A 22443-nucleotide genomic window follows, 5' to 3' on the forward strand; every position below is an offset into this window, starting at 1 on the left:
CCCCCGAGACCGGGCACTGGAACTGGCCGCCCCGCGACCCCGCACCCACCATCACGCACGGACGCTTCGCCTCCGACTGCTGACCACCCCCACCACGTTCCGTCACACAGATAGGCCCCACCCGTGAACCCGAGGACCCGCACCTCGTCGGACCCCATGCCATGTGGCAAGTGCGGGCAACCTCATGCCAGGTGCACGTCTCACCGCAAGTCCGACGGTCAGCCGTGCACGCAGCGCCCGATGCACGGGCAGAAGGTCTGCAAGATGCACGGTGGCATGGCGGGGCAGAACCGGGCGGCTGCTGCTCGTCGCATCGAGGAGGAGGCGGCGCGGGCCGCTGTGGTGACGCTGGGCCTGCCGGTGGACATCTCGCCGTCGGACGCGCTCCTCGAGGAGGTCCGCTGGACGGCCGGGCATGTGCAGTGGCTGCGGGCGAAGGTGCAGCAGCTGGAGGACCCGTCGATGGTCCGCGCCCAGGAGGGCTGGGCGCTCGACGACGTCAGCGGCCCACGGAACGCTCACGCGCTCACGTGGGGGCAGACGGAGTACCGCGACACGACGGGCGGGGAAAACGCTGGAACGACGACTGTAGAGAAGGCTGCACCCTCGATCTGGTACGACCTCTACGAGCGCGAGCGCAAGAACCTCGTGACCGTGTGCACGGCTGCGCTCAAGGCTGGTGTGGAGGAGCGTAGGGTGCAGCTGGCTGAGGCGCAGGGTCAGCAGGTCGCTGGTGCGATCCGGGCGATCCTGGCTGACCTGGGTCTGTCGTCGGACCAGCAGGCTCGGGTGTCAGAGGTCGTGCCCCGTCACCTTCGGCTCCTCGCTGGCGGGGCATAGATCGCGTGTACACGGCGCGCGTCACAAGGACGCTTCCCACGAACGCCACGCCGCTAGAAGCTAGGGAGAGCTCGAAGATGGTGAGCGGCCACCACCCCTCGCCGTCGCGGACACGCAACACCACGAGCGACGTTGCCACGAAGAGCACCAAGGCGCCTGACAGGACGTATGTCCTCTCGAATCTCGTGAGGCCTCGGGAAACGAGCATGTCTCCTACGCGACGCTCGACGTCCTCGAGCAGCTTCCTGCGCGCCACGGAGGCCTCCGGGAGCTTCTCGACGATGGCTAGGTCACGCTCGATCGCCTGTCGCCCGATCTGCTTGCCTGCAAAGCTCGGCACGATCGCGACGATCGCCACCGTGATCGGCACCCAGATCTCGTTCATGCCGGGAGGCTACAGGTGACGACGTCGTGGGCTGAGGTAGCCGCCCGCGAGTTCGAAGAAGTCACCCGCCACACCTGGACCCCCGACCCCCGCTGGACGACCCCGGGGGCACTCGCACGCGCAATCGACCCCAACGTCCGCCAGACGCCCGCCCTCGACCTCATCGACTCCGCGCTCGTCGACGTCGAGGCCGGACGCTGCGACCGCCTCATCGTGTCCATGCCCCCACAGGAGGGTAAGAGCTCGCGCGTGACGACCGTCGGTCCGCTGTGGTTCCTCGCACGCAACCCCGACCGGCGCATCGCGATCGTGTCCTACGCCCAGTCCCTCGCCCAAGGCTTCGGCCGCGACATCCGCACCTACATCACCAACAACTCCGGCGACGAGGGCACGCTCGACCTCAACCTGCGGATCGCCGCCGACAACGGCTCCGCCGGCCAGTGGCAGATCGCCGGACGCCGCGGCGGCGTGCGGTCCGTCGGCATGTCCGGTGGCCTCACCGGCCGCGCAGCAGACGCGCTCTTCATCGACGACCCCATCAGCAACCGCGAGCAGGCCGACTCCAAGGTCTTCCGCGACCGCCACTGGCAGTGGTGGAACACCGTCGGCTCCACCCGCCTCGCACCCCGAGCACCCGTCATCCTTGTCCTGACCCGCTGGCACGAGGACGACCTCGCCGGACGACTGCTCAACGCCGAAGACGGCCACCGGTGGCGCAACATCGCGATCCCCGCCCAGGCCGACACACCTGACGACCCGCTCGGCCGCGAGCTCGGCGAGTTCATGGACTCCGCCCGCTGGTGGAAGGACCCCGAGACGCTCATCGAGTACCCCCGCACCCGCGAAGAGTGGGAGGCCATCAAGGTCTCCAAGGACACCCGGTCCTGGACCGCGCTCTACCAGCAGCGCCCCGCCCCCGTCGACGGCGCGGTTTGGAAGTCGCCGTGGATCGAGAACAACCGCGGCAAGACCGGAGAGATGTACGGCAAGCTCGCCAAGATCGTCGTCTCCATCGACCCCGCCGCAACGTCGAAGAAGACCTCCGACATGACCGGCATCGTCGTCACCGGCATCGACCGCGAGGGCACTGGGTGGGTCCTCGACGACCGCACGATGAAGGGCACCCCGCTCGAGTGGGCGACGGCGGCGTGGAACGCGGTCCTCGACTGGAACGCCGACGAGGTCATCATCGAGAACAACCAGGGCGGCGAGATGGTCCTGGAGGTCATGCGCTCGGCGTGGAACCACATCCACAAGGAAAAGCCGGCCACGAGAATGGCGCCGCGGGTGACACCGGTGCACGCCTCGCAGTCGAAGCGCACCCGCGCCGAGTCCATCGCGGCGCTCTACGAGACCGGCAAGGTCAAGCACGCAGCTGACGGCACCGGACGCCTCACGCTCCTCGAGGCGCAGATGCTCACGTGGACGGGCACCGGGGACTCCCCCGACCGCATCGACGCGCTCGTGCACGGCCTCACCGTGCTGTTCCTCCCCCAGCACTCCGACGGCGGAGTCGCGACCCGGCCCACACAGCAGCGGTGGGCCGGGATGCGAGGGCGCTAGGCAGTCACAACGCCGTTCCATCTGGCACGAATCATTTCCACAAACTCGAAGAGCTCATTCCGGCCACCCGAATCTAGGAGCCGGCCGGGCAATGGCAAGGTGACCTCCTCGTCGCCGAAAAAGAGAGTCACCTTCTTCAGCCTGGGCCACTCGCGATCGGTCAATGACCAGTCTCCGGTTGCATCGATATCCATAGCAGACAGCCGACGAGCGGGGATCGCGCGGACGTGAACCCCCTCGTCCAAAGGCGCGTCGGTCTCCTTGGTCGTCGCACCCCAACTGCGAGCTTTTACCACCACCGAGTCGGTAAAAGCCACCACGTATCCCGTGAAGCGGCCTTCGACTTCAAGATCCTCGCCGATGGCCATGTAGCGGATCTCCTCGTCGCCGATAGCGACAGCGAGGGAAGACACCAATTGGTTGACCCACCGTGGTTGGTTCTCATCGCCCATCGACAGGACTCCCCGCCACTGCGATGTGCCGAATAGACTTCGATTTACCTTGTTGGCGCTCTCGCGACCACTCTGAACACCCATCGTTTCCTCCCTGTATTGGTATCGCCATAGTCCCATTCGACTAACACGATCCGATGCCCCGGGAGCGGGTGAAGTCTCCAGTTCATACCCCGGGTCCGACACTGACTGCGGATCACCTTCGACCCCGGGAGCCGCAGTGCAGGACTACGTGAACGACCTCTACGCGCCCCTCGCGCACATCTCCGAGCTGCGCGACGCCCGACGACCCCGGTGGATGCAGTCGTGGGTGTCCCTGCACGACACCCGTCGCCTCTCCGCGTACAACGTCCTCGGGTCGTACCGGTCGAACACGCGTCGCTTCCACCTCCCCCAGTCCATGTGGCTCGCACCGAAGGGAGGCCAGGCCCCGGCGGAACAGATGCGCGAGTACGGCGACGCCGCACTCTTCGTCGACACCGCCCGATCCCTGCTCCTCGGCGACGAGCAGACCCTGCGCCTGCCCGACGACGCCCCCACCGAGTTCCTCACGTGGCTCGAGGACTGGGCCGTCAAGGAGCGCCTCACCCAGAAGCTCCTCGAAGGCGAAGAGCACTCGATCGGCGACGGCGACGGCGTCTACGTCCTCGGCTGGTCCCGCACGAAGGCCCGGCCGACACTGCGCGTCATCGACCCCGGCTTCTACTTCCCCGACCTCGACGCCGCCGGCGCTGACGTCGAGGAGTTCCCCACCACCGTGCACGTCGCGTGGGAGTGGAAGGACGACGCCGCCGACCGGGTGTGGATCCGCCGCCAGACATGGACCCTCGGCCCCCTGGAAGTCCCGGTCGCGACGTCCTACGGCGAGACCCGCCAGACAACGTGCTGGTACCGGTCCGTCGACTACGACGCGTCCGAGCTCGACGGCCGCGACGTCTACGCGTTCGACCTCACCAAGGCCGAGCACCGCCGCATCGTCTCCACCGACGGCAACGAGGACGGGTGGATCGACCTCGAAGTCGACTTCATCCCCGTCGTCCACGTCCCCAACGACCCGAGCACCCAACGGACGTTCGGGCGGGCGCTGCTGCTGCGCATCTCGATGCTCCTCGACGACCTGTCCGGCAACGACACCGACCTCGTCGCCGCGGCACAGAACGCAAACCCCGCCCTGGCGACCACTGGCGTCGACGCGGGCGGAATCCAGACCGCAGGGATGCAGCTCGCGATGCCTACCGGCGGATCGGCCGCGTTCCTCGACACATCGAAGAACCTCGACGCCCTCGTGAAATTCTCCACCGAGCTCATGAACCGCCTGTCCATCAACTCCCGCCTGTCCCTGTCGCTCATCGGGAAGGTCCAGCCCGACGAGGTGCCGTCCGGGTATGCGCTCGAGCTCGGCTTCCACCCGGCCCGCCAGCTGCTCCGCGAGATGCGCACCGTGCGCGACGAGAAGTACCCGCTCATCCTGAAGTTCGCGATGCGTCTCGCCCAGACCTACGGCGCGCTTCCCGCCGGAGCGACGCCGGCCGCGCGCATCGAGCTCGGTGCGTCGCTGCCCGCCGACAAGCCCGCCGCGATCGAGACTGTGAAGGATCTTCTGCCCGTCCACGGCATCTCGACGCCGACCGCGGTGAAGATCCTCGTCGACGCCGGGCTGCCGATCGAGGACGCCACGGCCGAGGTGAACGCGATCAAGGCGGAGTGGTTCGACGCGATGGTCAAGCTCGTCGACGCCACCGGGGACACCGCAGCGGCCCGCAAGGTGCTCGGGCTGTCCGAGGCCGCGCCGCTGCCCACCACCCTCGTCGTGCCGGAGGCCACCTCGTGAGCAAGAAGCCGCACCTCACAACGGAGCAGGCCGACATCATCCAGGCCTACATCGACCAGCTCCGCGACCTCATGGGCCTGCACCGGTGGGACATCTACGTCGCAGCCAAGCGCGCCCCCAAGGACGCCCGCGCGGCCATCCACCCCGCCGACGGACGCGCCGTCGCCGCTCTGTCCCTCTGCAAGGACTGGCTCGACTCCGACCCCGACGAGATGCGCAACGACGTCGTGCACGAGCTCATCCACGTCATCCACCGAGACCAGACCGACCTCGTCCGCCTCACGGGCCACCGCGCTCTGCCCCGGACCGCCTACCTCGTGCTCCAGTCCGCGCACCGGTCCGCTACGGAGGTGATGGTCGACCACCTCGCCGCGATCATCGCGCCGACCATGCCTCTGCCCGACTTCGCCCGCGGGTGACACCCCCGGCTCGACCATGACCGCACGCACCACCCGACACCACGGAGGACACAGCATGTTCCGCACCCGACGCCCCAACCTCATGTTCGTCGAGCCCCCCGGCGAGCCCGTAGGCTCCGGCCAGACCGACCCGCGCGCCGCCGAGAACGCCGACAAGACCTTCACCCAGGCCGAGGTCACCGCGTTCCTCACCCGCGAGAAGGACCAGGGCGAACGCGCAGGCAAGACCTCCGTCGCCACCGCGATCAACACCAAGCTCGCCGGCGCCGGGCTCACCGACCTCGACCTCGACGCCGTCATCGCCCTCGCCGCAGCCGCGAAGACCGCTGACGACGCGAAGAAGACCCAGGCCGAGCTCGACCGCGACACCGCCCTCGCCTCAAAGACCTCCGTCGAGCAGGAGCTCGCCACGACCCGTGAGGAGCTCCGCACCGTCCGCATCACCGCCGCACTGTCAGCCGCCGGCGCGTCGACCCCCGCCGTCGCCGCCCGCGCACTCGTCGTCGCGGCAGACGCCGACCCGACCGCGATCGCCGCAGCCGTCGAGGCCCTCAAGACCGAGGCCCCCAGCCTCTTCACCGGCACCCCCGTGGCCCCCGCCGCGCCGCACACCGACGGCGGCACCCCGCCCGCCGGCCAGAAGGGCACCGCCACGCCCGGTGCTCACGGCCTGAGCGAGGCCGAGCGCCGCTTCGGCAAGACCGCCTGACTCCATCCCTCTTGGTGGTGGTGCGTCAACACCCTCCCGGAACCCGGCCCCTGGACCGCTCCACCAGGGGTCGGGCCACATGAAGGGGTGAAGGCCGCTTGCGGGGTTCCTGTCCGGGCTCCTTCCCCCGTGCAGCAGCGCGTCCTGCGCACCACCACCCACCTCAGTCACACCCAACGCAGCATGATCGTCACGACACCACCGAAGAGGTGGACGGGACCACACCCGCATCATGTGGACGCCAGCCCAGCTGAGTGAACGCCCCTCACCCTCACTCACACGGGAGACACCCCATGGGCATCGCAGTCCACAAGACCGAGTACCAGGGCGCATCTGACCCCTCGTGGCTCGGCACCGCGCACGGCACCGACGCAGCCGGGTCGGCCACCCTCGACGTCGCGAAGTTCACCGCGGCCACCCAGTTCCCCCTCGGCTTCGTCCGTGGCGGCACGCCGGTCGCGAAGATCACCGCCACCGGCCTCTACGGCCCGTACACCCCGGCCGACACCACGACCGGCCTGGGCACCCTCGCAGGCTTCGTCCTCTGGGACGTCCCCGTCGCCACCGGCGCTACGCGCGAGCCCTTCGCGCTCTACGACCACGGCAAGGTCGTGACCGCCCGCCTGCCCATCGCTGTCGACGCCGACGGTCGCGCCGCCGTCGCCACCCGCATCCAGTTCGTCTGAGGAGACAGAACCCATGGCCCAGAACATCCTCGACCTCGTCTCCGACGTCGACCTCACCGTCTTCTCCCGTCGGGTCCCCGAACCGGTGGAGAACCCCCTCTCCAACATCCTCCCGGACCGCGAGGTCGACGGTCGCAAGACCAAGGTCGCCCGCCACGTCCGCAAGTCGTTCACCGCGAAGTTCCGGTCCTACGGCGCTGAGGCTCCGATCGGACGCCGCGGCGACTCGATCACCGTCTCGGAGTTCAAGCTCCCCGCCCTGTCGGAGAAGCTGCCCGTCAACGAGGAGCTCATCCACCAGCTCAACGAGGCGCCCTCGCAGACCGGCATCGACCGCCTCGTCGAGTCGACCTACGACGACGTGGAGAACCTCACCGTCTCCACGCGTCACCGAGTCGAGAAGGCCCGTGGTGAGTTCCTCCAGACCGGGAAGATCTCCATCGCCGAGAACGGCGTCGTCGACGAGGCCGACTTCGGCCTCCCGGCCTCGCACATCGTCACGGCCCCGATCCTGTGGTCCGACCCGGCCGCCCCGCTCGTCGAGCAGGAGCAGGTGTGGGTCGAGCTCGTCGCGAAGGACGCCAAGGTGCGCCCGACCCGCGCGACGATCTCCCGTCGCATCCTGACGTTCCTGACCCGCAACGAGCAGTACCGCTCCTACTTCTGGCAGTTCCCGGGCAGCCAGCTCGGCCCCATCCTCAACCTCGACCAGGTCAACGTGGTCCGGGCGCAGTTCGGCCTCCCGGCCCTCAACGTCTACGAGGGCTTCGTGCCCGACGACGCGGGCAACGAGGTGCGCGTGATCGCCGACAACCGCTACGTCCTCACCACAGACAACGTCGGCGAGACGCAGTGGGGCACCACGGCCGAGGCGCTCGAGCTCGTCGGCTCGAACTCCGTGGACTTCACGTCCAAGCAGGCCCCGGGCATCACCGTCGTCCAGTACAAACTCCCGGACCCGGTCGTGACCTGGACCAAGGCCTCTTCGGTCGTCCTGCCGGTCGCCGGCGAGATCAACGGCCTCCTGGTCGCCACCGTCCTCTGACTTCGCTTCTGATCGTCTAGTTGCGAGTATCCAGAGCCCGGAGCTGCCCACGCAGGGCCTCCAAGCCCGCGCGGGCAGCTTCGATGGCGCTGTGGAGCTTGTTCTCAGCGGCATTCTTCACAGCCTCGCAGTGTCGGATGCGCCCTTCCATATCACGGAGCCCCTTGGGAGTGGTGTTGCCCTTGGTTCGGTACAACTCCAGCTCGTCCACCGCGTACCCCAGCATCTTGTTCTCATGGACAGCGTCTAGCCAAGCCCGACGCACAGCCGAGATCAGTTGACGGCATCCGGCTATCTGATAGTCCGAAATGCCCTGCACGTCATCTTGCCGACGGTCGAGCAGCCGATCCAGGTTTCCGATGTGTGCCGAGACCTCTCCGGCTCGCTGTCCACTCTCGAGGCCGACGCCGACCCTCGAGAGGTCCTCGAGGAGGTCATAGATGAGGTCTTGGATGTTGAGTCGCAGCTCGGCTTGACGGATTTGGCGCGGCTGCTGACGGATCTTCCGGGCGTTAATGACGTTCCAGACCAACGACGCGACGGCGACAAGAAGTGCCACGAGCGAGATCCATGCAATTGCAGTCATGCCGGCATCCTGCCACAGGCGTGACACCGCACCATTTAGCGTGGCCTCCCCACCCACTGATCGCAATGAGAGGCTCAACATGGTACGCATACGTGCAGACCTGACCGGCGTCGTCCACACCGACCGCGGCGTCTTCAAAGCTGGCGACGAGATCCCCGACGGTGTGTCCATCGGTGGGCACCTGACCGACACCGGCGAGCCCGTCGGCCCGTTCAAGACCGTCTCCGCACCGACCCTCGGCAATGTCGAGTACGTGCACGCCACGGACGTCCCGCGCGCGGACGCCGTGGAGCCGCTCAGCGAGGGCGAGCTCGTCGAGGCCGCGCGCATCGGTGTGCCCCTCGACGTCCACCCCGAACGGGTGCGCGGCGCGATCCTCGGCTACGCCCAGGGCTGGGACGACGCCCACGCTGCCTTCACGGTCCCCCCGCTCGAGCAGCCCGACGGCGACGTCACGACGGTAATTCCCGGCCAGGGCGAGCTCATCGTCACCGGAGACCCCATGGAGCTCGCCGAGCCTGTCACGCCGACGTTCGACCCCGGTGAGCACAACGCCGTCGAGGTGCACGCCTACCTCAAGGCCAACCCCGACGACGCGGCACGCGTGCGAGCCCTCGAGGCGGCCGGCAAGAACCGCTCCGGCATCCTCGGTGCTCGCGAGCTCTGACCTACTGCCGACCTACTGCCCCCGGCGCCAGATCTGCCAACGGCGCCGGGGGGATTTGAGGCGAATCTCGGCGATGTCTCCGGAACAGAACCGCTTCCATCTGCTGCCGTGCACGTCCGTTGCCTTCACCACATAGTCCGTTGCATCCCTGAAGCTCTCCTTGGTGACCGGCTCTGACCACGACTCACCTGGCAGCAACAGCTCTCGGTTCATGTTGAAGGTCGCGACCTGGTCGACCCGTTGCCCGACGAACTCGATTTCCAAGTGTTGGAAAGGGGTGGAGGCCGCGTTGAGAATCACGACGTCCGCCGCAAAGGCGGTGTTACGACGTGGAACCACGCGGATCGAGAGCGAGCGAACGGCTGCCTGGCGCTCAAGCTCGCGAGCTCGTCGAGCACCCTGCTTCGAGAAGTAGATCGACAGCAATCCGAGGAATACCGTCCCCGCGGCCGACACCCACTGCCCGACCGTGCCCCAAGTCGCTGCGTCGAACATCGCCTGATCCGTCATGGCGAGGATCCTCCCACACCCCCCGTTCGACGATGAGCGCTGAGGAGGCCCCATGACCACGCTCGGCCGCGAAGCCATCACCACCGTCGACCTGATCGTCGCCCAAGGCGCCGACCAGTCCTACGCCGTCCGCTATTCCACCAGCGACGGCACCACCACCACCCCCGTCGACCTCACCGGGTGGACAGCGCGCGCCCAGCTGCGCCGCAAGGTCGGCGGCGACGTCTGGCTCGACCTCACCGACACCGACGGCATCTCGCTCACCGCCGACGGCCTCGTCACGGTCTCCATCGACCACACCACGACCGAGGCCCCCGCCTGGAACGCCTATTCGCGCGTCACCAGCGACGGTCCGCAGGCCCTCGGCGTGTGGGACCTCGAACTCATCAGCCCCGACGGTCGTGTGATCCGCCTCGTGCAGGGCACCGTTACCGTCTCCCCCGATGTCACCAGGAGCCAGGCATGAGCCACGAGACCGTGGAAGGGGTCGAGCAGACCGTCGTCGTGCTCGAGGTCGCGCAGGTCGTCGGTCCGCGCGGACCCGCCGGCGAGAACGGTGCGGATGGGCAGGACGGCGCACCCGGTGAGCGCGGACCCGAGGGGCCTCGTGGAGCAGGCGGGCCCCGTGGCGCGGACGGCCCTCGTGGACTCCCCGGCACGCCCGGTGTCGACGGCACGGAGGGTCCGCGCGGACCGGCGGGCGATCGCGGCCTGGACGGCCCAGAAGGACCGCGCGGCGAGCCCGGTCGAGACGGCACAGACGGCGCAGCTGGCGAGCCTGGCCGTGATGGAACCGACGGACGCGACGGTGAGGCCGGTCCTCCCGGTACCGACGGACTCCCCGGCACCCCGGGGCGGGACGGACTGCCCGGTACGCCAGGCAGAGACGGCACCGACGGTCTCGACGGGACCCCCGGCATCCCCGGCGCGAAGGGCGACCGTGGCCCCGCAGGCGCCGGCGTGCTCGCCGGAGGTCAGCCCGGCCAGGTTCTCGCCAAGACCACCGGCATCGACTTCGACACCCAGTGGATCGACGTCGGCACCGGCGGCGGCCCAGGTGGAGCGCGAGACACCACGACCTTCGCGACCTCCACTCTGGCAGCGGGCGCCACCGACTCAGACACCGTGAGCCTCGCGCCCTCGTACAGGCTTCTGCGCGTAGCGGCGAGCCGACCGGCCCGCGTGCGGTTGTACAGCTCCGCAGCCAAGCGCGACGCCGACCTCGCCCGCCCCATCGGAGAACGCCCGACCGGAGACCACGGCCGCATGGCCGAGTTCATCTTCACCACCGAACTGCCCGCGCTCGACTGCTCGCCAAGCGTCTTCGGTTTCGTAGCCGACAACACCGGCGACGTCCCCTACTCGATCACGTCCACCTCACCCGCAGGAGGAGCCGTCACCGTGGCGCTCCTCTGGATCCCCACGGAGTAGCAGATGCCCACCGCGACCCTGAGCACCATCTTCCACAGCACCACCGATGCCGACTTCCGCACCTGGGGCAAGGCAGTCTCGGACGCCATCGCCGGTCTCGGCCTCATCCGCGGTACCGACACGGGCCAGATCAACTGGGCCACCGTCCTGAAGCCGAGCAGCACCACCGTGGTCTCCGGCTACGAGATCTGGCGTTTCAACGATGCTCTCCAGGCGACTGCACCAGTCTTCATCAAGCTGGAGTACGGGGCGCAGGTCTCCCCTGCCTTCCCTGGGCTCTACATCACAATCGGCCGGGGTACCGATGGCGCTGGCAACATCACGGGCGTCCTTGCCCCGCGTCGCGCGACGGCGATGTCCAATGGGTCTGGTGGATCTATTCCGACGAACATTGAGCCGATCTACCTGTCTTCGGACGGGTCGTCCCTGTGCTTCTCGGCCAGGATTGGCGCGACACTGGCGCCCAGCTTTCACGCGCCGGCGTTCGTCATCGATCGTTCTCGTGACGGTTCGGGAAGCCCCACTGCTGTCGGTGGCGTCGTCATCGTGGAAGGGGCGGGGAACGTGACGATGCTTCAGGGCTCAAGCGGGACTTCGGTCCCGGCGCAGATGCACGTGTGGACGTTCAACGGCGAGTCCAGCATGGGTGACGTTCCTGCCGTCGTCCCCGCCCAGGTCAACGGGGCCGTCATGGGGCTCTCAACGACCTTGTCCGACGGCGACCGCGGTCTCGTGTTCCCCTACGTGGCCATCGTCCCCGGGCATGCACCGTGGCAGGTCCTCGCGGCTTGCTCAGTGGTCGCGGCCGATGCAGCCAACGGTCCCTTCACCGCGAACGTCCTGGGCCGCGTGCGCAACCTGCGGTCAGTCCCCATTGGGGACTCTCACAACCGCTGGATGACCGGCGCCAACACCACGGGCCACACCGGCCTGTGCATCTTGTGGGAGGACTGACATGCCAGTCACCAGCTGGGGCCCGTCGGCGGAGCTGAACCCTGGCGACGAGGGGGCCTCGCTGATCGAGTTCATCCTCTCCCGCCGCGAGCGGGTCCCTGCCTACCAGGCGACGGGCATCTCGGGCACTGGGGAGGACGCGGAGATCACAGTCGGCCAGGTGTGGCCGCGATGAACAATGGTGCCTCAGTCAAAGTCCTTCGCACTATGGCAGCCGCACTCGATCCCCGTGATCGGATGGTTCCGCCATGGACCATCGGCAGAACTCAATTTTCCATCGATCCGTAAGTCGAACAACTTGATCCACGCATCCACATTGGCCATCCTCGCATCTGCTCCTCGAGATTCTGGACCAAAAATCAGAATCAGGAGCACGGCTACGATCAGCACGACGAAACCCAAGATGAGCGTGACAGGAGCCGCACGCTCGAAAGCAAAGGCAATGACGGCAACCATGACGGCAAGGATGTTCATCAGCAGGGAGCGCAGTGCGATTCTATTCGCCCCGGAGATCCGTCCTTTGAGGCTAGTCGCTCGCGCCATTTCCTCAATAGCCTGCATCTTCGATAGTCGAGCAATGATATCGATATCGCTCGGTAGCGGCTTGTAGTAAGCCAAATGCTTGTCGGGGTCATGTCCAGAGGTCATGGGTGTAGACCCTAGGCTAGTCACACCCTGAAGGCGATAGTGCTGCCATGAGGTTCACCCATGATCGATAGCCGACATCTGGCTCACCTTCGCGATGAGGTCGGTTCCCAGCCCGATGACGACACGCTCGAGGAGTGGTTCGACGAGCTCGGGCACTGGTTGCCCGTCGCGATCCGCGTCCTCAAGCGCCGCTACGCCGACGCGTCCGCCGGCGGCCAGGAGGTCTCGACGTTCGGCCTGGACGGCGTGCTCAACGTCGGGTTCTCGAAGGCATCTCTGCCGGGCCTGGCGGCACAGATCGCTCGCCTCGAGGCCCAGTGGGCGGCCGAGCAGGGCGGGCCGGTGTCTAACCGTCTCCAGACCGCGCCGCTGCTGCGCACGGACCGCTACCGGTGACCCAGCCCGACAGCATCGAAGCCCTCACCGCGAGCCTCCGAGGCGACATCGACGCCGTCTGGGTGTTCATCATCGCCGAGCAGGACCGCCTGTTCCGGGAGTGGTGGGGCCTGACTCCCCCGGTGCGTGCGAACCGCCTCAAGGAGCTCCAGGCGCTCGTCGGGCAGCTCGCTGACCAGGTGGACGCCCTCGCCGCCGGCGCCGTGCTCGCCACAACACAGGTGGCCTACGAAGTCGGTGCGTTCGCCATGGCGATCAGCTCCCAGGCGGCCGCGTCGTTCCAGGCTGTCGACACCAACACCATCGTCGCCCTCGCCCAGGACACCATGGACGACCTGCTACGCGGCACCCAGGGCGTCAGGACGACGTCGCGCGAGCTCGTGCGGACCATGTCCCGCGACTGGGTGCGCGCCAAGATCTACACCGGCATGACCGCCGAGCAGGCCGGAGTGCGTCTAGCGGCAGACCTGACCGGCAAGGGCATCACGTCCGTCATCTACGCCGACGGGCGCCGCGTGGGCCTGTCGACGTACACAGACATGGTGCTGCGCACGAAGACAGCCCTGGCCTACCAGGAGGGGTCCTTCAATCAGGCCGAGGCGCTGGGCATCGGGTGGATGGAGATCTTCGACGGCGCAGGGTGCGGGTGGACGTCCCACGACGACCCGCGGCGCGCGAACGGGCTCGTCGTGCCGCTAGCCGAGGCTCGGCAGTACCCGATCAGCCACCCGAACTGCCGCCGGTCCTCGTCCGGGCGCATCGACGTCGGCAGCGGAGAGGACGCGGCTCGCGCGATGCCGTCCCCGTCGGACGCCCAGCGCGCCGACCAGGCCGCCGCCGAGGTCGCGCGCGCCGAGGCCTACGCGAAGCGCCCTCGCCGAGTCTCCCTCGACCGGCAGGTCGCCCGCGCCCGGCAGACGAACATCGACCTCGGCGACGGTGTGCTCGGCTCGAAGGCCTCCCAGCGGCATGCTGCGCGCATCGCGAAGCGAGCCGCACCCCAGGCCTGACCATCGGGGCATGACCACCCCCTTCACGCTCACCACGACACCGGACCACACGACGGTGGTGCTCGACGGCGTGGACCTGTCCGGCGACGTCGAGGCCGTCGAGCTCTCCATCGCGCCCGGCCGCCCCGCGCACCTGATCCTGCACATCCCCACCACCGGGACGATCTCCGGCGAGGGCGCCGTGACCGTCGTCCGTGAGCCCACCGACGACGAGCTGCGCGAGCGCCTCGCGTCCTGGCTCGGTGAGCTTGACCCCGTCGCCGTCGATGCAGCGGTCAGACCACGCCTGCGCGGGATGCGCGACTCCTACGCCGAGCACGTCCTCGCGATCCTGCGGGAGTCCCTCGGTGGTTGACCTCGGCCCACTCCTCAACCTCGGCGGAGGACTCGCGGCGTCCGCAATCCGCTCGTTCGGCACCGAGGTCGCCTTCACACGCGAGACGAAAGGCGAGACCGACCCCGTCACCCTGGAGACGCCCACGCTCGTCGAGTCCCTGGGTTCCCAGAAGGCGATCCTGATCAAGAACGGCGGTGGAGTTGGTGAGGTCGTCGGCGGCATCCAGGTCGCCGTCACCGACTGGCGGCTGATCCTCCTGCCCGGCGCGCCCGACTTCGACGAAGGCGTGCACGTCACGGTGACGAAGTGCCGCGACCGCGCGCTCCTCGGCGGCCGCGCGAAGGTCCTCGGCGGCATCCGCGAGGGCGCAGGCGTGATCTACACCGTCTTCGCCCGGCCCGGCGGGAAGCCGTGATCTCGATGACCCCGGACGGGGACCTGGGAGCACTCTTCGAGCCCCTGATCCCGGTGACCGACCGCGCCACCGAGGTCGCCGTCGGTCGCACCGGCGTGTTCCTCCAGACCCAGGTCAAGGCCAACGCGTCCGGCCGACCCGGCCCACGAGCCCCCACCGGTGACTACCGCCGCACGATCGGCCTGACCGTGAGCCGCGACGTCGCCGGACCGTTCGCGCTCGTCTCGACCAACGCTGTCCAGGCCCGCCGACTCGAGTACGGGTTCATCGGAGTCGACGCTCTCGGCCGCTCCTACCGCCAGCCGCCCTACCCCCACTGGCGCCCCGCGCTGATCCTCGTCCCCGCGGTGTTCGCCCGCGAGCTCGACCGTGCCCTGAGTGCCTCCGGGAGGACCGCATGACCCTGACCGCCACCGAGCCCGTCCTGACCGCCGTCCGCGACCACCTGCGCCTGCACCTGCCGCAGCGGGTCGACGGGCGTGCCCTGACGGTCGAGAAGGACGCCACCTCGTGGGCCGCTCCGCTCATCCTCGTCGAGCTCGCCACGACGCCCAACCTCACCCGGTTCGCGATGGGCGGGCACGACTGGGCGACCCTGAGCGTGCAGACCACTGCCGTCATGGCCCAGCGGCAGCAGGCCCGCCTCCTCGGCGACCAGATCCGCACCGCGCTCGTCGCCCTTACCCCGCACGGCAGACCGGTCCACCCGCTCGTCCTGCCCGGGCACACCGTCCTCGAGATCGCCAGTGCCGGCGACGGGCACGCAGACGACTCCGGCACCGAAGCAGGCCGCACCGCTCAGTGGGTCGAGACGTACACGATCCGCTACACGTGACACCCCCAGCCTGACCATAGGCACGACTCAGGGACCGCGCCCTTTCCCCGCGGACTGCACCTCATCAGGTGCCAGACCCCATTCGGATTCACGGGAGACCTGATGACTGCTGTGCACATCACGCACCCCGACCTCCCGAAGGCCAAGCCCGCGGTCACCACCGAGGCAGCCTTCGAGAAGGTCTGGAAGGGCCGGGGCTGGAAGACGCTCTCGGCCGACGAGGCGATCGCCGTCGAGCGCGACCTCACCGAGCCCGCCGCGGCCGTGGCGGCCCCTGCGCCGGCCACCGACGCCACCACCCCGGCCACGAAGGCCTCCAAGACGACGGGAGGCCAGGCATGAGCCTGTTCATGCTCCGAGGCACCGGCGACGCCCGCTGGGTGCCCACCATCGCAGACCCGAACCTCGGCATCACGGCCGCCGAGTGGACCGCCGGGCAGCCCCTTGGCCTCTCGATCAACGCCATCGAGGGCCTCGAGCCACAGTCGAACAAGATCAACGTCCCGATCCTCAAGAAGCGCACCGAGGAGCAGATCGACGGCCCTCAGACCTTCCAGGACGTCTCGATCACCATCGCCGAGGACGACGGCACCGGCACCAGCCTCGAAGCCCTCGAGCGCCAGGAGGTCCTCGAGGTGCTCGTCAAGGGCGCGTCCGGGTACATCGTGCTCAACCGGTCGTCCCAGACGACGCCGACCACGGGCTCCAAGCTCTGGGTCATCGGGGGCACGGTCTCCGAGCAGGTCCCGAACTGGTCCCTCGACGCGGCAGCCGCGACGACCCAGATCCGCATCTCGCCCTCCACGCCCCTGACCCCCGTCGCAGTCAAGGCGTAACCCCCTCGTCGCTCCCCGCGCACTGACCCCCCGTGCGCGGGGAGCGGCTCCCAACCCACCCGGAAGGACACCGTCATGACCCTGCCCCAGAAGAAGGCCCGCGTCATCAAGGTCCCCATCGTTCTCGACTCCGAGATCGAGCTCAAGTACATCCAGGCCAAGCACACCGTTGACGTCCGCGCCGAAGAAAAGCTGACCACCGCGGGCGACCGCATCCGGGTTGCCCGCGCCGCTGCGACGCCCGACACCGAGTTCGCAGCAGCCGAGGCCGTCGTCGCTGGAGACCGAGCCGAGCTCGATGGCCTCCAGAAGGTCGTCGCCGAGAAGAAGGCCGCGCTCGACGCCGTCACGACGTACTTCACGTTCCGCGCACTTGGTCGCAAGACCTGGGCCGACCTTGTCAAACGCAACCCCCCGACGGAGGAGGACCACGCCCAGCACGCTGCCGCCGGCCACGAAGGCCCGGCGCCGTTCAACGAGATCGAGCTCGCCAAGGAGCTCTTCCACCTCGCGGCCGTCAGCCCGCTGATCTCCCGTGAGGAGGCCGTCGAGATCGTCGACGGTGAGCTCTACAACGTCACCGAAGTCGCCACGCTCTGGGCCGGCGCGCGGTACGTGCAGGTCCAGGGGTCGGCAGCCTGATGCGCGAGGTCCGGGTCGACATCGGTGAGCAGGTCGTCGTCCCGGTCCTCGGCATGCCCCGCGCAGCGTGGTCGGCGTTCCGCGACGTGCACGACATGACCGACGAGGACGACTACGCCGTCGCGCTCCTCGCCGCGTGCTGCGGATGGACCGACGACGAGGCGCGAGAGGCGTGGGACGAGTGGCCTGCCGATGCGGCTCTCGACCTGCTCATCGCGTGCGTCGAGGAGTCCGCGCCGATCGACCCCACGTGGGCCACTCGGCGCATCAAGGCCGACCCGTACCTCCAGGTCGAGCTCGCAGTCTGCGCTGAGCAGGGCATCGCGCTCTCGGACTTCCACGCCCGGTCCGAACGCGACCAAGACCTCGCGATCGCCCACCACATCCTCTCCCTCGACCACTGCCCCGGGTGCGGTGCGCCCACGGAGGCGATGAAGAACCCCGCCCTCGTCAAGCTCACATCCCGCGAGTGCCTCGTGTGCCGCCAGAAGCACGCCGCCCACACGTCCATGGCGACCGAGCAGGCCCCGTACACGCACCTGTCCGTCGTCATGGCACCCCAGGAGACCCACGCATGAGCCTGAACACCACCAACGGGATCTCCTACGCGATCCGCGGTGACAACTCCGACCTTCGCCGCGCCCTTCAGGAGTCGGCTGCTGCAACGCGCAGCTTCGGCCAGACCATGGAGTCGGCGATCGTCGGTCCCGCGCAGCGCGTGGTGCAGGCGGAGGGACAGGTTGCGCAGTCCGCCGCGCAGGCCGCTGCCGCGATGCGCGCCCAGGGTGAGGCTGCTCTGGGCTCTCTCGGTGCTATCGCCCGGTCCACAGCCGCGTCGTCGGCGGCCATGGCCCGCCAGGCAGCTGCCGCGTCGACGGCCAGCACAGCCACCGCTGCCGCTGCACGGGTCACCGCGGCGTCGGGCGAAGTCGCTGCGACGTCCCTCAGCCTGACGTCCGCCGCAGCCGCCAGCGCGTCAGGTGCGACCACGACGCTCGCTGGTGCGTCCCGGGCTGCGTCCATTGCTCTGTCCCAGAGCGCGTCAGCCGGGTCCGCCGCTGCTGCGTCCAACGCATCGGTCGCGGCCACCTCAGGGGCTGCCGCGTCGTCGCTGACGGCGCAGGCAGCGGCAGCAGGCTCAGCAGCCACCGCAGCGAGGGCCACGGCAGCCTCGACGAGCGCCGTTATCGGTTCCCTCTCCGCTCAGGCAGCCGCCGCATCCACCTCGGCTGCCGCCACGTCCACGCTCGGCGGGGCGGCCCAGTCCACGCGGACGTCCCTGGCCAGCATGGGCACAGCCGGGACCGCGTCCCTCTCGTCCGTTGCGGGGATGCTCCAGCACCTCGTCGGGCCTCTCGGGTTCGGCGCCCTGATCGCTCTGATTGCGAAGACTGGTGTGGGGTTCAACGACTTCATCGCGCGCCAGGAGATCGCGTTCGAGACGATGCTGGGCTCGGCGTCGGCGTCGAAGGAGTTCCTCTCCGACATGCTGGCGTTCGCCAAGACGACGCCGTTCTCCTTCCCCGAGCTCACAGCCAGCGCGCAGAAGATGGTCGCGTTCGGTATCGAGTCCGACAAGGTCGTCGACATCCTCCAGACCCTCGGCGACGCGACCGTTGGGTCCGGCGGGTCGATGGCCGAGCTGTCCGGCCTTGGCATCGTGCTCGGTCAGGTCTCCGCCAAGGGCCGACTGATGGGCCAGGAGCTCCTCCAGTTCGCCGAACGCGGCATCCCCGCGCTGACCGTCCTGGCGAACAAGGCCGGCATGTCCGTCGCCGACTTCCAGGAGGAAGTGTCCAAGGGCAATGTCCGCTCCGAGGAAGCAATCACGAACCTGATCGACGGTCTGCGCGACGGCACCGAGGGCATCAACGGCACGACTGCGGCGTACGGCGGGCTGATGGAGAAGATCAAGGAGTCGAATATCTTCTCCTCGGCCTTCGACTCCTTCAAGTCCGGATTCCGCAACCTGTCCGCGGCGCTCACCGAGTCCATCACCCCCGGACTCGTCGCGCTCGTGAACATCGGCGGGGACGCGATGGGTGTCATCACCGGGATTGCGAAGGGCTTCAACGGCCTGCCTGGCCCTCTGCGGAACGCGGCGCTCGCCCTCGGGCTCGTCCTGATCGCTGGCCGCCTCCTCGGACCGGTCCTGACACGTCAGGTCGGATCCGGGCTCACCGCGATGCGTACCGGCTTCAGCAATGCCCGGGCGTCGATCGACTCCACGACCACAGGCCTGAACAGGATGCAGGTTGCGACCCGCATGTCGTCGATCGGGATCCGGAATGTGGGCGGTGCGCTGGTCGGTGCCTTCGGCGGTCCGGTCGCGTTCGCCGTGACCGCTGGGATCGGTCTCGTGACCACTCTCCTGGCAATGCAGTCGCAGACGAGCGCCCAGGCGAAGGCGAACGCCGACGCGCTCCGCGGGACGCTCGACGAGACGACCGGCGCGATCACGGCTCAGACCGAGGCCGAGATCAAGAGACAGCTCACAACCGACCGTGACTACGGTGGCAGCGTGCTCGGGTTCTTCAAGGACACCGGCAACGCCGCGGACGATGCCAGGAAGATGGGCCTCGCAGTCGACGACCTTTACGCGGCCATGGAGGGCGACCCGGCCAAACTCGACTCGACCCGCCAGTTCCTCAACGACTACATCAAGGCCGTCGAGGACGGCCGGTGGGACGGTGACTTCAAGAACGCTGGCGCCGCCCGCCAGATCCTCGCCGAGCTCGACACGCAGGAGAAGACGCTGAGGTCGGCCAAGGCCGCTGCCGAGTCGAAGCAGGAGATCGACGAGAAGCAGGTCCAGACCGCCTACGAGAAAGCCGACGCCTATCGCCAGGTGACCTACGCGATGCACAGCTTCTCCGAGGAGCAGCAGAAAGTCATCGACGGGGCCGGGGACGCGGCAGGCAAGGCGTTCGACTCCGCCTTCTCCCTCATCGGGACCTTCAAGCCCGTCGTGGTCACCGACGACGAACTTGCCGACGCCCGTGACAAGGTGACCGACTCCACCAACGCTCTCCGGGACGCCGAGGACGCCCGGGAGAAGGCCCAGGACCGCAAGAAGCACACCACGAACGAGCGACTCAAGGCCTCTGACGCCGTTACCCGCGCGCTGCGTAACCAGCAAGATGCCCTCGGCGAACTTGCCGACCTCGAGGCTGCGGACATCCCGATCGCCGACCAGATGGCCAAGCACTACGAGGACACCCTTGCCGAGGCGCAGCAGTTCTCCGAGGACATCGAAGGGGTCCTCAAGGCTGGGCTCGACCCGAACCTCGTGAACGACCTCATCCTCGCCGGTCCCGAAGAAGCGGCACCCCAGTTCGAGGCGTTCCTGTCCGAGAACGGTGCGAACCTGATCGCGCTGGCGAACCAGACCGAGGACACCCTCAACGGTCTCAACGCCAGGGTGATCGAGAACGCTCGCCTCACCGCGATCGCGATGCAGTCACCTCTGTCCTCGACCGCGTCTGACCTGCCGATCGCGATGCAGATCTCGAACACCGGCGGCAGCAAGGCGGCGCCGAAGACCGACGACGAGATCGCCGCGCTCATCGGTGTCTCTGCTGAGGACGTGAAGCGGGTCGCGGCTCTCTATGGCCAGGACTGGGTCATTACGATGCAGGAGCAGACGTCGAACCGTCAGGCTTCCGTCAGCGGTGGCAAGAACGCGGATGGCTCGCCGAAGATGGGCGGCTACTACGGGCCGGACGAGTGGATCGGCGACTGGCCCACCGAGGAAGTCGTCACGTCCGAATGGGCGCAGCGTGTCACCGACGCCATGTCGGTCCTCGTCCGTCCGACCATCACCGTCGAGCCGGCGTGGGCGCTGCCGAACCTCACCTCGAAGTCTGTTCTTGCACCAAACGGTCTCCCCGGCCCCTACCTGGGTGGGCACTACAACGGAGGGATCATCCCGGGCTACACCCCCGGGCGCGACACCGGTTTCATCGGCATCGGTGGCGGCGAATCCGTGATGCGGCCCGAGTGGACCCGCGGCGTCGGTCCCGGGTTCGTGCACCGCATGAACCGCCTCGCCCGGACCGGCGGCGTCTCGGCCGTCCGTGAAGCCATGGCTGGGTTCCAAGGCGGGTACCAGGGCGCTTTCCGGAACGGCGGCATCGTCGGGCAGGGCTCCTACGCGCCACCGCCGCAGGTCATCGAGGTCCCGGTGACACAGCGCGTGGAACATCATGGAGTGCAGACCTTCGGCGACATCTACGCGGCAGACGCCTCGGACTTCGAACGCCAGGCCCGCCAGGCCCGCCGCCGATCCTTCACGGGCGGCCGTCGATGACCGACGCCGTCTCCCTCACCGCCGAGGTCGCACGCGGCGACCTCGGCCTCGGCGCTCTCTCCCTCGAGACCGCCGGCGTCTATCACGTCGTCAGCTTCGCCGAGGGCGGGATCACCTGGCGCCGCACCACCGTCCAGGGCAAGTACCAGAAGGGCCGCCGGCTCACCCAGGCTCAGCAGGACACCGTGTCCGACGTGCTGCTCCTGCGCGTCTACGGCTCGTCGTGGATCCAGGTCAACAACCGGGTCGCTGTCGTCCGCGACGCCTTCTCGCAGTTCGCGTACTGGCTCGCCGTCACTATCGACGGTCACCGCAGGGTCTCTGCGTGCGAGCCCGCGGACATGGAGGTCGTGGGCGAGGACACGCGGCGCAAGGGCCTGATGTTCGAGCACATGCGCGAGATCCAGCTGACCATCCCCCGCGACCCCCAGCTCTACGAAGGTGCCATCTGATGATCTCCCCTGCCTACCGCCAGCGCGCCGCTCGAGCACTCTTCGGGTCCTCGCGCTCCGAGCTCGTCCCTGCCGTTCTCTGGCTCGGCTGGACCAACAGCGAAGGCACCGAGCTCTCGACCACACGGGTACGCCTGCCGAACACCGACGTGACCTTCGGCCCGTCTGGGGACGGGGTCACCAACGTCGCGCCGATCGATGGTGGCTCCGCCGACGCCGCCTGGGTCGTTGGCGGGGTAGCGCTCTTCACCGCGGCCACGGGCGGCACGCGCATCATCAGCGCCAGACTGACCTCCGCACGGCAGGTAGCCGAAGACGAGCCGCTCGCCATCGACGCCGGCGGCCTGCGCCTCCAGGTCGCCTGATGGACGGCTTCCTCGCCACGTGGTCCTTCACGACCGCTGCGACCCTCACGGACCGTGACCCCTGGCAGCCCCCGAAGCCGCCCGTCTTCGTACCGGGCGGCTTCGGGGGCTGCCAGGGGT

Annotated in this window: 29 protein-coding genes; 25 read left to right on the forward strand and 4 right to left on the reverse strand. The window is 68.4% G+C overall.

What is annotated here, in order from left to right; all coding sequences use genetic code 11:
- Window positions 1-240: 240 nt before the first annotated feature.
- On the forward strand, window positions 241-840 hold the full coding sequence (locus HZZ10_RS16970) for a hypothetical protein (RefSeq protein ID WP_179914420.1): 600 nt from the start codon (window positions 241-243) through the stop codon (window positions 838-840).
- Between the two features lie 400 nt (window positions 841-1240).
- A complete protein-coding gene (locus tag HZZ10_RS16975) occupies window positions 1241-2788 on the forward strand; it encodes a phage terminase large subunit family protein (RefSeq protein WP_179914421.1) in 1548 nt (515 codons plus the stop codon).
- Here the strand turns inward: HZZ10_RS16975 and HZZ10_RS16980 are convergent.
- Window positions 2785-3240 (reverse strand): hypothetical protein, encoded by a 456-nt coding sequence (locus HZZ10_RS16980; protein WP_179914422.1) that lies wholly within the window; start codon window positions 3238-3240, stop codon window positions 2785-2787. The two genes, HZZ10_RS16975 and HZZ10_RS16980, sit on opposite strands and share 4 nt — an antisense overlap.
- Window positions 3241-3460: 220 nt before the next feature.
- Between HZZ10_RS16980 and HZZ10_RS16985 the strand changes: the two genes are divergently transcribed.
- From HZZ10_RS16985 to HZZ10_RS17005, 5 genes are all read left to right on the forward strand, one after another.
- Window positions 3461-5071 (forward strand): hypothetical protein, encoded by a 1611-nt coding sequence (locus HZZ10_RS16985; protein ID WP_179914423.1) that lies wholly within the window; start codon window positions 3461-3463, stop codon window positions 5069-5071.
- Window positions 5068-5490 carry a hypothetical protein gene (locus tag HZZ10_RS16990; protein WP_179914424.1) on the forward strand — a complete coding sequence of 141 codons (423 nt, stop codon included), beginning with the start codon at window positions 5068-5070 and terminating at the stop codon, window positions 5488-5490. The genes HZZ10_RS16985 and HZZ10_RS16990 overlap by 4 nt, the downstream gene beginning before the upstream one ends.
- 55 nt (window positions 5491-5545) lie before the next feature.
- Window positions 5546-6199 carry a hypothetical protein gene (locus tag HZZ10_RS16995; RefSeq protein ID WP_179914425.1) on the forward strand — a complete coding sequence of 218 codons (654 nt, stop codon included), beginning with the start codon at window positions 5546-5548 and terminating at the stop codon, window positions 6197-6199.
- A 293-nt stretch (window positions 6200-6492) separates the two neighbouring features.
- Window positions 6493-6885 carry a head decoration protein gene (locus tag HZZ10_RS17000; protein WP_179914426.1) on the forward strand — a complete coding sequence of 131 codons (393 nt, stop codon included), beginning with the start codon at window positions 6493-6495 and terminating at the stop codon, window positions 6883-6885.
- Window positions 6886-6898: 13 nt separating this feature from the next.
- Window positions 6899-7930 (forward strand): major capsid protein, encoded by a 1032-nt coding sequence (locus HZZ10_RS17005; protein WP_179914427.1) that lies wholly within the window; start codon window positions 6899-6901, stop codon window positions 7928-7930.
- 16 nt (window positions 7931-7946) lie between these two features.
- Here HZZ10_RS17005 and HZZ10_RS17010 read toward each other — a convergent pair whose 3' ends face one another.
- The gene (locus tag HZZ10_RS17010) at window positions 7947-8516 is read right to left on the reverse strand and encodes a hypothetical protein (RefSeq protein WP_179914428.1); all 570 of its coding nucleotides are present in this window, start codon (window positions 8514-8516) and stop codon (window positions 7947-7949) included.
- A 79-nt stretch (window positions 8517-8595) separates the two neighbouring features.
- Here HZZ10_RS17010 and HZZ10_RS17015 point away from each other — a divergent pair, with 79 nt between their 5' ends.
- Window positions 8596-9183, forward strand: a complete 588-nt coding sequence (locus HZZ10_RS17015; protein WP_179914429.1) for a hypothetical protein — start codon at window positions 8596-8598, stop codon at window positions 9181-9183.
- A 12-nt stretch (window positions 9184-9195) separates the two neighbouring features.
- Here HZZ10_RS17015 and HZZ10_RS17020 read toward each other — a convergent pair whose 3' ends face one another.
- Window positions 9196-9693: a hypothetical protein gene (locus tag HZZ10_RS17020; RefSeq protein ID WP_179914430.1), complete on the reverse strand. Its 498-nt coding sequence runs from the start codon at window positions 9691-9693 to the stop codon at window positions 9196-9198.
- A gap of 52 nt (window positions 9694-9745) precedes the next feature.
- Here HZZ10_RS17020 and HZZ10_RS17025 point away from each other — a divergent pair, with 52 nt between their 5' ends.
- From HZZ10_RS17025 to HZZ10_RS17040, 4 genes are read left to right on the forward strand one after another with little or no spacing between them, the layout of a single operon-like run.
- Entirely contained in the window at window positions 9746-10159 is a 414-nt protein-coding gene (locus tag HZZ10_RS17025; RefSeq protein ID WP_179914431.1) for a hypothetical protein, read from the forward strand.
- On the forward strand, window positions 10156-11124 hold the full coding sequence (locus HZZ10_RS17030; RefSeq protein ID WP_179914432.1) for a collagen-like domain-containing protein: 969 nt from the start codon (window positions 10156-10158) through the stop codon (window positions 11122-11124). Before HZZ10_RS17025 ends, HZZ10_RS17030 begins: the two co-directional genes overlap by 4 nt.
- Before the next feature lie 3 nt (window positions 11125-11127).
- The gene (locus HZZ10_RS17035; protein ID WP_179914433.1) at window positions 11128-12078 is read left to right on the forward strand and encodes a hypothetical protein; all 951 of its coding nucleotides are present in this window, start codon (window positions 11128-11130) and stop codon (window positions 12076-12078) included.
- A gap of 1 nt (window position 12079) precedes the next feature.
- On the forward strand, window positions 12080-12253 hold the full coding sequence (locus HZZ10_RS17040) for a hypothetical protein (RefSeq protein WP_179914434.1): 174 nt from the start codon (window positions 12080-12082) through the stop codon (window positions 12251-12253).
- An 11-nt stretch (window positions 12254-12264) separates the two neighbouring features.
- Here HZZ10_RS17040 and HZZ10_RS17045 read toward each other — a convergent pair whose 3' ends face one another.
- Window positions 12265-12726: a hypothetical protein gene (locus tag HZZ10_RS17045; RefSeq protein ID WP_179914435.1), complete on the reverse strand. Its 462-nt coding sequence runs from the start codon at window positions 12724-12726 to the stop codon at window positions 12265-12267.
- Between the two features lie 60 nt (window positions 12727-12786).
- On the opposite strand from HZZ10_RS17045, the gene HZZ10_RS17050 reads away from it, so the two are divergent.
- The 13 genes from HZZ10_RS17050 (at window position 12787) to HZZ10_RS17110 (ending at window position 22323) form a co-directional block, all read left to right on the forward strand.
- Window positions 12787-13122 (forward strand): hypothetical protein, encoded by a 336-nt coding sequence (locus HZZ10_RS17050; protein WP_179914436.1) that lies wholly within the window; start codon window positions 12787-12789, stop codon window positions 13120-13122.
- Window positions 13119-14132 carry a phage minor capsid protein gene (locus HZZ10_RS17055; protein ID WP_179914437.1) on the forward strand — a complete coding sequence of 338 codons (1014 nt, stop codon included), beginning with the start codon at window positions 13119-13121 and terminating at the stop codon, window positions 14130-14132. The genes HZZ10_RS17050 and HZZ10_RS17055 overlap by 4 nt, the downstream gene beginning before the upstream one ends.
- 10 nt (window positions 14133-14142) lie before the next feature.
- Complete coding sequence (locus tag HZZ10_RS17060; RefSeq protein ID WP_179914438.1) at window positions 14143-14487, forward strand: hypothetical protein; 345 nt, start codon at window positions 14143-14145, stop codon at window positions 14485-14487.
- Complete coding sequence (locus HZZ10_RS17065) at window positions 14480-14884, forward strand: DUF6093 family protein (RefSeq protein WP_179914439.1); 405 nt, start codon at window positions 14480-14482, stop codon at window positions 14882-14884. The genes HZZ10_RS17060 and HZZ10_RS17065 overlap by 8 nt, the downstream gene beginning before the upstream one ends.
- On the forward strand, window positions 14881-15285 hold the full coding sequence (locus HZZ10_RS17070; protein ID WP_179914440.1) for a hypothetical protein: 405 nt from the start codon (window positions 14881-14883) through the stop codon (window positions 15283-15285). The genes HZZ10_RS17065 and HZZ10_RS17070 overlap by 4 nt, the downstream gene beginning before the upstream one ends.
- The gene (locus HZZ10_RS17075) at window positions 15282-15719 is read left to right on the forward strand and encodes a hypothetical protein (protein ID WP_179914441.1); all 438 of its coding nucleotides are present in this window, start codon (window positions 15282-15284) and stop codon (window positions 15717-15719) included. Before HZZ10_RS17070 ends, HZZ10_RS17075 begins: the two co-directional genes overlap by 4 nt.
- Window positions 15720-15821: 102 nt before the next feature.
- Entirely contained in the window at window positions 15822-16061 is a 240-nt protein-coding gene (locus HZZ10_RS17080; protein ID WP_179914442.1) for a hypothetical protein, read from the forward strand.
- On the forward strand, window positions 16058-16555 hold the full coding sequence (locus HZZ10_RS17085; RefSeq protein ID WP_179914443.1) for a phage tail tube protein: 498 nt from the start codon (window positions 16058-16060) through the stop codon (window positions 16553-16555). The genes HZZ10_RS17080 and HZZ10_RS17085 overlap by 4 nt, the downstream gene beginning before the upstream one ends.
- A gap of 75 nt (window positions 16556-16630) precedes the next feature.
- On the forward strand, window positions 16631-17197 hold the full coding sequence (locus HZZ10_RS17090) for a hypothetical protein (RefSeq protein WP_179914444.1): 567 nt from the start codon (window positions 16631-16633) through the stop codon (window positions 17195-17197).
- On the forward strand, window positions 17197-17775 hold the full coding sequence (locus HZZ10_RS17095; protein WP_179914445.1) for a hypothetical protein: 579 nt from the start codon (window positions 17197-17199) through the stop codon (window positions 17773-17775). Before HZZ10_RS17090 ends, HZZ10_RS17095 begins: the two co-directional genes overlap by 1 nt.
- Window positions 17772-21506 (forward strand): tape measure protein, encoded by a 3735-nt coding sequence (locus tag HZZ10_RS17100; RefSeq protein WP_179914446.1) that lies wholly within the window; start codon window positions 17772-17774, stop codon window positions 21504-21506. The genes HZZ10_RS17095 and HZZ10_RS17100 overlap by 4 nt, the downstream gene beginning before the upstream one ends.
- On the forward strand, window positions 21503-21958 hold the full coding sequence (locus HZZ10_RS17105) for a hypothetical protein (protein ID WP_179914447.1): 456 nt from the start codon (window positions 21503-21505) through the stop codon (window positions 21956-21958). The genes HZZ10_RS17100 and HZZ10_RS17105 overlap by 4 nt, the downstream gene beginning before the upstream one ends.
- Window positions 21958-22323, forward strand: a complete 366-nt coding sequence (locus tag HZZ10_RS17110; RefSeq protein ID WP_179914448.1) for a phage tail fiber protein — start codon at window positions 21958-21960, stop codon at window positions 22321-22323. Before HZZ10_RS17105 ends, HZZ10_RS17110 begins: the two co-directional genes overlap by 1 nt.
- The last annotated feature ends 120 nt before the right edge of the window (window positions 22324-22443 follow it).

This window comes from Sanguibacter inulinus (assembly GCF_013415325.1).
Taxonomy (GTDB): domain Bacteria; phylum Actinomycetota; class Actinomycetes; order Actinomycetales; family Cellulomonadaceae; genus Sanguibacter; species Sanguibacter inulinus.